The sequence below is a fragment of the Herbidospora galbida genome (assembly GCF_005233835.1).
GTDB lineage: Bacteria > Actinomycetota > Actinomycetes > Streptosporangiales > Streptosporangiaceae > Herbidospora > Herbidospora galbida.
In genome coordinates, this window is record NZ_SZQA01000024.1 from 37741 (window position 1) to 50014 (window position 12274).

Here is a 12274-nt window from a genome sequence, read left to right on the forward strand (position 1 = left end):
GCACACCACATGCAGGACGCCCTCGCGATCCATCGCTGGCTCCTCGCCCGTCAAATCCACCATGAAATCGTACGGCTTCCGCGCGTCCTGACTTCCGCCGACGAGCTGCCCGAGGTGCTGGGAGTTCCGCCCGAGACCTGCGTGACCGTCACCGTGTTCGAGGTGACCACCCGCGGCTGCCGCGAACCCGTCGCGGTCATCAGCTCGGTGGCCCGCAAACCACGGCCGAGCGTGATCGCCGCCGCGTTAGGCGCCGAACGGGTCAGGCCCGCCTCCTCCTACACGGTCAACGCGGTCACCGACTACGCGGCCGGGCTGGTGTCCCCGCTGCTGCTGCCCGAGAAGCTCACCCTGCTGATCGACCGGCGGCTGGTCGACGCCACCGATCCCGACGCGTTCGTGCACACCGCGACGGGCGAACGCATGACAGCGCTGCGACTACGCGCTGTGCATCTGTTCCCTCTGGCCTCGGGAAAGCCGGTGGAGCTCGCCGGTCACGGCCTGGCAAGCTGACATCGGCCATATGGCCGGGGCCTATAGCATTCAGGGCGTGCGTCGCCTCGGTCCCGTCTTGTTCGCCTTTCTGCTCGCCGGTGCGGGCCTGGCGATCCCGGCGGCCCCCACAGCGTCGGCGGCCACCGCGCGGGCGGCCGACCCGGTCACGCTGAGTGAGTTCAGCCCCGAAACCCCCACCCGGGCCGACCAGACGATCACCATCGCCGGCGCCGTCACGGGCATCCCGCAGAGCTTCGTCCGCGTCCAGGTGAGATACGCCGCCGGACGCCCCTTCGCCTCCCGCGCCGACATCGCCGCCTACGTCACCGGCCAGACGATCTTCACGAACTCGTGGCGGACGAAGGTGCAGTCGACCCAGCTCGACGGGACGGGCAAGCTGCCGTTCACCATCTCGGTGTCTCCGGCCGAGCTCAGCATCACCCAGCCCGGCGTCTACCCGCTGGAGGTGGAGGCCGTCGACGGCGCCACCGGCCAGGTCGTCGGCGTCGAGCGCACCTTCCTCACGTACGTCCCCAAGGGCACCGCCGTGAAGCCGACCCGGCTGGCGCTGGCCCTCCCGCTGACCGCGCAGCCGAAGCGGGCCGACGACCAGACGTTCCTCGACGACGACCTGTTCGGCGACGGCCGCCTCAACAACCTGCTCGCGCTGGCCACCGCGACCGACGAGACCGCCACCTGGTTCGTCGACGGCTCGGTGCTCGACGACGCCCAGCGGGTGTCGCGGCCCTACTACCTCGAGGGCACCGCGAAAGACGGCCTGGCCCAGGGCGCCGAGTGGGTGACCTCCCTGCGGTCGGCGCTGGCCGACAACCCCGTCATGGCGATGCCCTACGCCGACGCCGACCTCGGCGCGATCGTCCACAACGGGCTCGACACGACCACCCCCACGGCGCTCCTCGTCGGCTCGTTCGCCACCAACCAGCTGCTCAAGGTGGGGTCGGCGACGACGTCCACCGTCTGGCCGGTCGGCGGGGTGATCGACCGCGACACCCTCGACGCGCTGGCCGTCAACGGCGTCGACACGGTGCTGCTGGCCCAGGCCGCGGTGCCGCCCGAGGCGACCGCGGCACGGGCCGGGTCGGCCGGGGTGGTCGACACGGTGAGCGGGCCGGTGATCGTGCAGACGGCCGATCCGGTGCTCAGTGGGCTGCTCGGCACCGACGGCCGCGCGGCCGGTGCGACCGTGGCGGCCCGGCAGCGCTACATCGCCGAGACCGCCATGAACGGGCTCACCGCCAACCGGGCGGCGCCGCTGATCGCGATGCCGTCGAACCACCTGTGGAACCCCGATCCGACGTTCATGACGGCCCTGCTCAAGCCGCTGCCGTGGGTGCGCGACGTGCCGCTGGCCTCGATCAGGCCGGCCAAGAACGCCCCGGTGGGCGACCTGGTCTATCCGGCGCAGGCGCGGCAGCAGGAGTTGCGCAAGTCGTACATGAACGGGGTTCGCCGGCTGGCCCGCACGGCCGAGGTCGCGATGGCGCTGCCGACGAGCGGGCAGCGGACCTACGACCGGGCGGTGCTGCGGCTGACCTCGGCGTCGTGGCGGGGCGGCAAGAAGGCCCCCGAGTTCGCCAAGCAGGTCAACTCGTCGATCGTGAAGCAGATGGACCGGGTCTTCATCGTCGGCGCCGACGACCCGTTCGCGGTGGCCGGCACCAACGGGCGCATCCTGGTGACGGTGCGCAACACGCTCCGCGAGAACGTGAACTTCAACCTCGAGGTCCGGTCGCGCGACCCCGACCAGCTCCAGGTCGACGCGGCCGGCGGCGTGTTCGTCGAGAAGCAGGCCGAGGTGCAGGCCGGGAAGGCCGGCACCTACGAGATCCCCGTCGTGGTGCCCGCCGACCACGGCCAGGCCAAGTTCGACGTGCAGCTGCTGACCGCCGACGGCCGCAAGTACGGCAAGCCGACCGAGATCGTCATCTCCGCCACCGGATACACCGGCATCGCCCTGGTGATCGTCGGCGTCGCGGTGACGATCATGCTGGCCGCCGTCGTCCTGCGGCTGCTCCGCCGCCATCAGCGCAAGGACCCGGTCTTCCCGGCGCCCGTGCAGATGCCCATGGAGCAGGAGGAGCCCCAGGGGGCGTAGCCTCGTCTCGCTGTAGGCCGGGTGGATCAAGGAGCTGATCGATGAGCCGGATGCTGCGCGCGAGCGCGATCATGGCGGCGGGCACGCTGGTGTCCCGTGTGACCGGTTTCCTCCGGACCGCCATCCTGGCCTCGGCCATCGGCACGGCGATCCTCGGCGACGCCTACAACGTGGCCTACACGATCCCCTTCGTGCTGCTCGACCTGCTGATCACCGGCGTGCTGAGCAGCGTGGTGGTGCCGGCGATCGTGCGGCGGCAGAAGATCGACGCCGACGGGGGAGCCGCCTACGAACAACGGCTCCTGACCATCGCCGCGCTCGGCCTCACCGCCGTCGCGATCATCGCCGTCGTGCTGGCCCGCCCCCTCGTGCTCCTGTACGCCGACAAGCTGCCCCCCGAAGGCGTCACGGCGGCCGTGACGATGGCGCAGTTCATCCTCCCCCAGATCGCCTTCTTCGGCGTGGGCGCCGTGGCCGGGGCCATCCTCAACGCCCGCGACCGGTTCGCCGCCCCCATGTGGGCCCCGGTGCTGAACAACCTCGTGGTCATCGGCGTCGCGGCGGCGTACCTGCTGAGCGACGGCCCCTCGAACATCGATCAGGTCACCCATGCCGACCTGGTGCTGCTCGGCCTCGGCACCACGGCCGGCATCGTGGCCCAGGCGTTCGTGCTGGTCGTCTCGCTGCTGCGGGCCGGGGTGCGGTTCCGGCCGAGGTTCGACCTGCGCAACGCGGGGCTGGGGGAGATGGCCCGGCTCGGCGCGGGCGCGCTGGCCTTCACGGTGATCAACCAGATCGGCTTCGTGATCACCACCAACCTGGCCGTCGGAGCCGGCGCCGCCGCCGCGGAGGAGGGCGTGCACGGCCGGGGCCTGACGCCCTACTCCTACGCCTTCCAGCTCTTCCAGCTGCCGTACGGGATCATCGCGGTCTCGGTGATCACGGCGCTGCTCCCCCGGCTGAGCCGGTTCGTCCACGACAAGGACTTCGCGTCGGCCCGTGAGGAGTTCGCGGGCGGGGTCAGGACCGTCAGCGCCCTGATCGTGCCCGCCGGGCTGCTGCTGATGGTGCTCGGCCCCTCGGTGACCGTGCTGATCTTCGGCCGTGGGGCGGTCACGGTCGAGCAGGCCGTCTACATCGGCAACGTGCTCCAGGTGTTCGGCCTCGCGCTGGTGCCGTTCTCGGTCTTCCAGCTGCTGCTGCGGGTTTTCTACAGCTTCGGCGACACCCGCACCCCGGCCGTGATCGCCGGGGCGAACGTGCTGGTCAACGCGGCGATCGGTCTTACTTTGTACTTCACTATCCCGCCCGACCTGGTTGTCATGGGTTTGGCGGGTTCGTTTACTGTGACGTACGTTCTGGCGTGCGTCCTCACGTGGGTGCTGGCGTCGCGGCGGGTCGGCGGACTCGGCGGGCGGGCCGTCGCCTCGGGGCTGATGCGCATGTACCTCGCGGCGATCCCGGCCGCCCTCGTGGCGCTGGCGGTGCTGTGGGCGAGCGTGCGGATCACCGAGGTGACCGTGCTCAGCTCGCTGGTCGTGCTCGTCGTCGGCGGCGGCCTCGCGCTCGGCGTCTACCTCGCGCTCGCGCACCGGCTGGGCATCCAGGAAGTGCGGTCCATCATTGGAATGGTGACGAGACGGGTAGGACGCTAACGGTTTCCGTGCCAACGGGGCTTAAGGTCCGGTTGATGCGACTCCGAAGGGGAAGGCGGGCAAGACCGGCGCGGCACTAGCATGGTGCGCCACAGAGGGCCCTCAGTGGGCGCGGTGTAGACGGTGTAGACAAGGTCGAGCGGAAGCGAGCAGGTGTGGGCGGATCCACCCGGAGTCGGCTGCCGTTCTTGGGAGCGGCGGCGTGAGTATGTCCACTGTCGAACCCGGAACCCGCCTCGCTGATCGATTCCGGTTGGAAGACCGGGTGAACGAGTCGTCCGGGGCCACCTTCTGGAAGGCCATCGACGAGGTGCTGGCCCGGCCCGTGGCCGTGCACACGTTCGCTCCCGACTTCGAGCGCCAGCACGAGGTGGTCACCGCCGCCCGCGCCGCCTCCCGGCTCACCGACCCCCGGCTCACCCAAGTCTTCGACGCCGCCGACGAAGACGGCGTCGCCTATGTCGTCAGCGAGTGGGTCTCCGGAGAGTCGCTGCTCGATCTGCTGTCGGCCGGCCCGCTCGAGGCCGAGCGCGGCGCCGCCCTGGTCGCCGAGGCCGCCGAGGCCATCGCCCACGCCCACGAGCACGGCCTGGCCCACCTGAACCTCACCCCCAACCGGCTGATGTGGACCTCCGGCAACACCGTGAAGGTCCTCGGGGTCGGCGTCGACGCCGCGATCCTCGACATCGCCGACAGCCTGACCGAAGAAGAACGGGCCCAGGCCGACGCCGAGGGTCTCGGCCGTCTCCTGTACGCCGCCCTCACCGGCCACTGGCCTTCGCCCGACGACGACTGCGGCCTGCCCGAGGCCCCGCTCGACGACGACCACTACTGCACCCCGCGCCAGGTCACCGCAGGTGTGCCGGGCTACCTCGACACGATCGCCTCGCGCATCCTCGGGCTGCGCAAGTCGGTCGAGCCGATGGACTCCCCGATGGAGGTCGCCGAGGCCCTGGCCGAGGTGCCCCGCCCGGCCCCCGCCTCCGTCTCGACCCTGCCCCCGTCCGTCGAGCTGCGCTCCGAGCCGGTCGACACGATCGGCCGGGTGCCGATGCCGCCGATGATCCACCGCCCGGCGCCGCGCCGCTCCCCCATGCTGTCGCGCTTCGTGCTGACCGTGGTGGTGCTGCTGGCCATGGTCGTGGTCGGCGTCGGCGCCTGGACGCTCGGCAAGAGCCTGGGCACCGAGCCCGCCGTCCCCAGCGCCGCCCCGAGCGCCACGGCCGAAGAGGGCCAGGCGGCCGGCAAGCCCGTCGAGGTGAAGATCGCCGGGGCCACGGGCTTCGACCCGCTCGGCGACGGCGAGGAGCGCAACGAACTGGCCGCCCTGGCCATCGACGGCTCGGCCACCACCGACTGGCACTCCGAGACCTACGGCGGCCCCGACTTCGGCCGCCTGAAAGACGGTGTCGGCCTGCTGCTCGACCTGGGCAAAGAGACCCGGCTGACCCAGGCGGTGATCGACTTCGGCGCCTCCGGCGGGACGGTCGAGCTGCGTACCGGCGCCTCTCCCGAGCCTGACAGCCTGAAGACCTTCCTCACTCGCGAGAACGTCAGCGGCAAGGTGACCTTCGACCTGAACGGCTCGTCGGCCACCCGCTACCTGCTCGTCTGGTTCACCGAGTTGCCCCCGCACAACAGCGGCTACCGGACCATGATCCGCGACGTCAAGCTGATGGGGTCCAAGGATTGACGCGAGCCGGGAATCCGCCTGATAGAAGCAGGCCGGTTTGATCTGGTTTACGCGCTTTGCCGTTCGCAGAGGGAAGTATGGTGGCACCATCGTGCACGTGAACCCCTCGGGATCGGCAGACCAGTGACCTCGCCGCCAGACATTCCCCCACCGGCCGACCTCTCCGGTCGGACGGCGCTGAGTGATGCCGATTTGCTGACCCGTCACATCGAGGGCGACTCCACGGCGTTCAGCGAGATCGTCAAGCGCCATCGCGACCGCATGTGGGCCGTCGCCCTGCGCACGCTCGGCGACCCCGACGAAGCCGCCGACGCGGTCCAGGACGCCTTCGTGTCCGCCTACCGCAAGGCCGAGAGCTTCCGGGGCGACGCCGCCGTCACGACCTGGCTGCACCGCATCGTGGTGAACGCCTGTCTTGACCGTATGCGCCGGAAATCGGTCCGCCCGGTCGCCGACGACGAGCTCATCGAGGCCGCCGAGCGCGACATGCCGCTGCCCGACCAGACCGCCGAGCGCGAGGTGTCTCTCGAGGTCACGGCCGCGCTCAAGCTGTTGCCGGCCGACCAGCGGGCCGCTCTGGTGCTCGTCGACATGATGGGCTACTCGGTCGAGGACGCCGCCGCCGTACTGGACGTTCCGGCCGGAACGGTGAAGAGTCGATGTGCGCGGGGGCGCGCGAAACTTGCCCCGATTCTTTCGCATCTGCGGAACCGATCCGACCTCACTCGCGTCTCATCCCCGAAGGGAGCACAACTTCGTGACGGGTGACACGCACTACGACCTGGAGATCCTGGCCGAGCTCGCCGAGGGCCTCCTCGACGACGTGACGGCCCTGGAGGTCCGGTCGCATCTCGCGATCTGCGACGCCTGCGGGGAAAGCCTCGCCGGTCTGGCCGCGGTTCGCGAACTCCTCTCGGCGGTCCCGGTGACCGCGATGCCGCTGGGCGTCGCGATGCGCATCGACCGCGCCCTTGAGGCAGAGGCGGAGCGGGGTGGCCTCCGCCTCGTCGAGACGCCTGACTGGGACGAGATCATGAAGGACTCGCCCTGGGAGCAGCCCACCGCCGCGCCGGCCCCCGAGCCGCTGCCCGCGCCGGTGGTGCCGCTGGCCGCCCGGCGGAGGAAGCCGCGCCGCGCCTGGGGCATGCCGATCGCGGCCGCCGCCGCGGCGGCCGTGGTGTTCGGCGGAGTCGGCCTGGCCACGCAGTTCGTGGCGTCCGGATCGGGTGACGGCGGAGTCACCGTGGCCGGACCCGCCGCCTCGCCCGAGAAGTCGCCGCTGAAGACCGCGGAGTCGGCCTGGGCCGTGCGGGCCAGCGGTCACAACTACACCTCGCGCGAGCTGAACGGGCCGCTGCTCGGCTACTTCGGTCCCGAGCCCGGCACCGGCAGCAACAGCGACGAGCAGACCGACAAGTGCGTGGCCCGCAAGGCCAACGAGCTCGACCGCCAGCCGATAGCCGTCGACCGGGCCTTCTACAACGGCCAGGACGCCACGATCATGGCCTTCTGGGAGGACAAGACGATCAACGCGGTCCGCGTGGTCGTGGTCGGTCCCAATTGCCACAGTCTGCGTCCCGAGGGTCTCGCGACCTGGAACTGAGTTTCAACTGATCAAGGCCCCGTAGAACACCGCGGGGCCTTCGTCATGTGTGGCGGGAATCGCCGACGCCTAGGATCTGTTGACGCCCGTGCAGAGCTTGAAGGAGAGGCAGAGCGTTGAGCGACGTCCGTAACGTGATCATCATCGGGTCGGGCCCGGCCGGCTACACGGCGGCCGTCTATTCCGCCCGAGCCGATCTACGTCCCCTGGTCTTCGAGGGCTCGGTGACCGCCGGTGGCGCCCTCATGAACACCACCGACGTGGAGAACTTCCCCGGTTTCCCCGACGGCATCATGGGCCCCGACCTCATGGACAACCTGCGCAAGCAGGCCGAGCGGTTCGGCGCCGAACTGGTCGCCGACGACGTCGTCGAGGTCGACCTGAACGCCAACCCCAAGGTGGTCAAGACCTACACCGACACCTACTACGCCAAGTCCGTCATCCTGGCGACCGGCTCCGGCTACCGCGAGCTCGGCCTGACCAACGAGAAGCGGCTGTCCGGCAAGGGCGTGTCCTGGTGTGCCACCTGCGACGGCTTCTTCTTCCGCGACCAGGACATCGTGGTCGTCGGCGGTGGCGACACCGCCATGGAGGAGGCCACCTTCCTGACCCGCTTCGCCCGGTCGGTCACCGTCGTGCACCGCCGCGACGAGCTGCGCGCCAGCAAGATCATGCAGGAGCGGGCGTTCAACAACGAGAAGATCCGCTTCCTCTGGGACAGCGAGGTCGTCGACGTGCTGGGCGAGGCCAAGGTCTCCGGCGTGCGGGTCCGCAACGTCAAGACGGGCGAGGAGTCGACCGTCGATGCGACCGGCCTGTTCCTGGCGATCGGCCACGACCCGCGCAGCACGATCGTGGCGGGCCAGATCGACCTCGACGACGAGGGCTACATCAAGGTCGAGGCGCCCACCACCAAGACCAACATCCCCGGCGTGTTCGCCTGTGGCGACGTCGTCGACCACACCTACCGCCAGGCCATCACCGCAGCGGGCACCGGCTGCGCCGCGTCGCTCGACGCGGAGCGCTGGCTCACCGACCAGGAATAGTTCCCACCCAACACAAGGAGAGCCATCGTGGGCACCGTCAAGAACGTCACCACCCAGGACTTCGCGTCCGAGGTCCTGCAGAGCGACAAGCCCGTCATCGTCGACTTCTGGGCCGAGTGGTGCGGGCCGTGCCGCCAGGTCGCGCCGATCCTCCAGGAGATCGCCAACGAGCACGCCGACAAGCTGACCGTCGTGAAGCTCAACATCGACGAGAACCCCGACATCGCGCGTGACTACGGCATCCTGCAGATCCCGACGATGAACGTCTACAAGGGTGGCGAGGTCGTCAAGCAGATCATCGGCGCCAAGCCGAAGGCCATGCTGCTGCGCGAACTCGACGGCGTGATTTAGTTTCGGAAGCCCTCCCTCCGGGGAGGGCTTTCTTTTTGCCTGTACGGCTCTCAGATCGTTTCAGACGGGCCGAAGGGCCCTTTCGGGGCTCATGGAGCCGAGGAGCCGTTCGAGGGCCACCTCGACGTCCTCACGCCACGAGACGGCGGTCTTCAGCTCCAGCCGCAGGCGGGGGAACCGCAGATGGGGCCGGACGGTCTTGAACCCCACCGACAGCAGGTAGTCGGCCGGCATCACGCACGCCCCCGGCTGCTCCCATTTCAGGTCGCCGAAGGCCTCGATCGCGCGTACACCCCTGCGGGTGAGATCTTTCGCCACGCCCTGCACGAGCATGCGCCCGAGCCCGCCGCCGGAGAACTCCGGGATGATGTGGGCCGTCATCAGCAGCACCGCGTCGGAACTCACGGGTGACGTGGGAAAAGCGACTGATCGCGGTACGTAGAGCGGCGGCGCGTACAGGACGAATCCGGCGGCCACTCCGTCGACATATGCGATCTTGCCGCAGGAACCCCATTCGAGCAGCGTGGCGGAGACCCAGGCCTCCTTCTCGAGGCTCGGCTCCCCGGCCTGCACGGCCCGCTCGGCCCCCATGGGGTCAAGCTCCCAGAACACGCAATTGCGACACCTGCGCGGCAGGTCATCGAGATTGTCGAGCGTGATGCTGGCCAGCCGACGCGACACGTGACGCCCCTATTCCCGGCATTGGTCCCGGCAGTTTTGCTGGAATAGTAGCCGGTGCTCCCGGTCCGAACAGGAATTCGGCGCGCAGCACACGGCGCTTCTCTCATGCTGATACCGATTGCGGACCGTTCACCCCGCTGCCTTACCCTCTGAATTAACGCCTATGAAACGGAGGTGGACCGTGACGAATGAGACGGATCACGGTCGGACACCCGCGACCCACGGGTCACGCATCGATGCCTACGTCGATCGGTACGCCGCACGAGCTACCGGGATGGTCGCCTCCGAGATCCGAGCTCTGTTCGCCGTCGCCTCGCGTCCCGAAGTGGTCTCGCTGGCCGGCGGCATGCCCTACGTCACGGCGCTCCCCCTCGACGTGGTCGGCGAACTGGTCGCCGACCTCGTCAACCGCCGAGGCCCCGAAGCCCTCCAATACGGCTCGGGCCAGGGTGACCCCGCACTGCGCGAGCAGATCTGCGAGGTCATGCGCATGGAGGGCATCGACGCGGGCGCCGACGACGTCGTCGTCACGGTGGGCTCGCAGCAGGCGCTCGATCTGATCACCCGCATCTTCGTCGACCCCGGCGACATCGTCCTCGCCGAAGGTCCGTCCTACGTCGGCGCCCTGGGCACCTTCTCGGCCTACCAGGCCAAGGTCGTCCACATCGCCATGGACGACCAGGGCCTCATTCCCGAGTCCCTGGCCCAGACGATCTACGCGCTCCAGGCCTCCGGCCAGCGCATCAAGTTCCTCTACACGATCCCGACCTTCCAGAACCCGGCCGGCGTGACCCTGAACCTGGTCCGCCGCCGTCAGGTCCTGGAGATCTGCCAGAGGGCCGGGATCCTCGTGGTGGAAGACAACCCCTACGGCCTGCTGGGCTTCGACGGAGAGCCGCTCCGCGCCCTGCGCGCCGACGACCCCGACGGGGTGGTCTACCTGGGGTCGTTCTCCAAGACCCTGGCACCGGGCTTCCGGGTCGGCTGGGCCCTCGCGCCCCACGCGATCCGCCAGAAGCTCGTGCTGGCCATGGAGTCCGCGGTCCTGTCGCACTCGACCTTCACGCAGCTGGCCGTCGGGCAATACCTGGCGACGCAGCCGTGGCGGGAGCAGATCAAGACCTTCCGCGAGCTCTACCGCGAACGCCGCGACGCCCTGCTCGGCGCACTCGAGACACTGATGCCCGAGGGCTGCACCTGGACCAAACCCGCCGGCGGCTTCTTCGTGTGGATGACCCTGCCGGAGGGCCTCAACTCGAAGGCCATGCTGCCTCAGGCCGTGGACAAGCGCGTCGCGTTCGTCCCCGGCACAGGCTTCTACGCCGACGGGTCGGGCTCCAGGCACATGCGGCTGTCCTACTGCTACCCGCAGCCCGACCGCATCCGCGAGGGCGTCCGGCGGCTCGCCGGCGTCATCGAAGAAGAGCTCCGGACCGTCGAGATGTTCGGCACCAGGTCCCGGGGTGGTCACTCCGGGGTGGACACCCCCGGTCCAGACCTCGCCTGATCCTCTGTACGGCTAGCCTGTTCGGGCTAGCCGTACAGGAATCGGAGAAAGGCCGGGCTATGAGCGATCTCGGGCACGTGCTCGTACTGGCAGGAGGACTGTCCTACGAGCGGGAGGTCTCCATCCGGTCCGGACGACGGGTGGCCGAAGTCCTGCGTGCCCAAGGTGTCGACGTGGAGACCCGCGACACCGACTCCTCCCTGGTTCCCTCGGTCCTAGCCGACCGGCCCACGGCGGTGTTCGTGACCCTGCACGGCGGAGCCGGCGAGGACGGCGCGATCCGGACCGTCCTGGAGCTTCTCGGGGTGCCTTACGTGGGGGCGGCGCCCGACGCCTGCCGGGTGGCCTTCGACAAGCCGACGGCGAAGGCCGTGGTGCGGTCGTGGGGGTTGAACACGCCCGACTCGGTTTCGCTGCCGAAGGAGACTTTTCACGACCTGGGCGCTTCCGCGGTGCTTTCGCGGATCGTCGACTCACTTGGGTTGCCCCTGTTCGTCAAGCCTTCTCGTGGGGGGTCGGCGTTGGGGGCCTCGATCGTGAGGTCGGCCGAGGAACTGCCGGCGGCGATGGTGGGGTGTTTCGCGTACGGGGACACCGCGCTGATCGAGACCTACATCGAGGGTGTCGAGGTCGCCGTGTCGGTGGTTGACCTGGGGGAGGGGCCAGTGGCGTTGCCTCCTGTGGAGATCGTGCCCGACGGTGGGGCTTACGACTACGCGGCTCGGTATACGGCGGGGCGGACTGAGTTCTTCGCGCCTGCTCGGCTGGGGGATGAGGCCATGGCGGCTTGTGAGGCCATGGCTGTGGCGGCGCATTCGGCGTTGGGGTTGCGGGATGTGTCGCGGACCGACCTGATCGTGGATGGGGATGGGAAGCCCTGGTTCCTTGAGGTGAACGTGGCTCCTGGGATGACGGAGACGTCGTTGCTGCCTATGGCTGCTGAGGCGGCTGGGAAGGATCTGGGGGCGCTTTGTCGGGGGTTGCTGGAGATTGCGGCTGGGCGGGGTTGATCGCGGCCTGGGGGCGCGTTGGGGGCTTCGTAGCGGGGAGCTGGCGGAGCCTCTGTGGCCTTGCCTTAGCCGCGGCGGCTTGAGCGGCCTATCCACGGCTGCGCCGGGAAAGTGAGT

General features: G+C 69.4%; 11 protein-coding genes. 10 read left to right on the plus strand and 1 reads right to left on the minus strand.

The window, feature by feature from the left end; translation table 11 throughout:
• The first annotated feature begins 9 nt into the window (after positions 1-9).
• The 8 genes from FDA94_RS23600 (at position 10) to trxA (ending at position 8959) form a co-directional block, all read left to right on the plus strand.
• Positions 10-513 carry a YbaK/EbsC family protein gene (locus FDA94_RS23600; protein WP_137249260.1) on the plus strand — a complete coding sequence of 168 codons (504 nt, stop codon included), beginning with the start codon at positions 10-12 and terminating at the stop codon, positions 511-513.
• Positions 514-550: 37 nt separating this feature from the next.
• Positions 551-2611: a DUF6049 family protein gene (locus tag FDA94_RS23605; protein ID WP_137249261.1), complete on the plus strand. Its 2061-nt coding sequence runs from the start codon at positions 551-553 to the stop codon at positions 2609-2611.
• A 41-nt stretch (positions 2612-2652) separates the two neighbouring features.
• A complete protein-coding gene (murJ, locus tag FDA94_RS23610; protein ID WP_137249262.1) occupies positions 2653-4266 on the plus strand; it encodes a murein biosynthesis integral membrane protein MurJ in 1614 nt (537 codons plus the stop codon).
• 265 nt (positions 4267-4531) lie between these two features.
• Positions 4532-5959: a protein kinase family protein gene (locus tag FDA94_RS23615; protein WP_246060115.1), complete on the plus strand. Its 1428-nt coding sequence runs from the start codon at positions 4532-4534 to the stop codon at positions 5957-5959.
• A gap of 123 nt (positions 5960-6082) precedes the next feature.
• On the plus strand, positions 6083-6727 hold the full coding sequence (gene sigM, locus FDA94_RS23620; protein WP_137249264.1) for an RNA polymerase sigma factor SigM: 645 nt from the start codon (positions 6083-6085) through the stop codon (positions 6725-6727).
• A complete protein-coding gene (locus FDA94_RS23625; protein ID WP_137249265.1) occupies positions 6717-7562 on the plus strand; it encodes an anti-sigma factor family protein in 846 nt (281 codons plus the stop codon). Before sigM ends, FDA94_RS23625 begins: the two co-directional genes overlap by 11 nt.
• 116 nt (positions 7563-7678) lie before the next feature.
• On the plus strand, positions 7679-8608 hold the full coding sequence (trxB, locus tag FDA94_RS23630; RefSeq protein WP_137249266.1) for a thioredoxin-disulfide reductase: 930 nt from the start codon (positions 7679-7681) through the stop codon (positions 8606-8608).
• A 27-nt stretch (positions 8609-8635) separates the two neighbouring features.
• Positions 8636-8959 carry a thioredoxin gene (gene trxA, locus FDA94_RS23635; protein WP_062346957.1) on the plus strand — a complete coding sequence of 108 codons (324 nt, stop codon included), beginning with the start codon at positions 8636-8638 and terminating at the stop codon, positions 8957-8959.
• 60 nt (positions 8960-9019) lie between these two features.
• Here the strand turns inward: trxA and FDA94_RS23640 are convergent, their stop codons facing one another.
• Positions 9020-9571 carry a GNAT family N-acetyltransferase gene (locus tag FDA94_RS23640; protein WP_246060117.1) on the minus strand — a complete coding sequence of 184 codons (552 nt, stop codon included), beginning with the start codon at positions 9569-9571 and terminating at the stop codon, positions 9020-9022.
• 232 nt (positions 9572-9803) lie between these two features.
• Here FDA94_RS23640 and FDA94_RS23645 point away from each other — a divergent pair, with 232 nt between their 5' ends.
• Complete coding sequence (locus tag FDA94_RS23645; RefSeq protein ID WP_137249268.1) at positions 9804-11147, plus strand: aminotransferase-like domain-containing protein; 1344 nt, start codon at positions 9804-9806, stop codon at positions 11145-11147.
• Positions 11148-11206: 59 nt separating this feature from the next.
• Positions 11207-12157, plus strand: a complete 951-nt coding sequence (locus tag FDA94_RS23650; protein ID WP_137249269.1) for a D-alanine--D-alanine ligase family protein — start codon at positions 11207-11209, stop codon at positions 12155-12157.
• Positions 12158-12274: the final 117 nt, after the last annotated feature.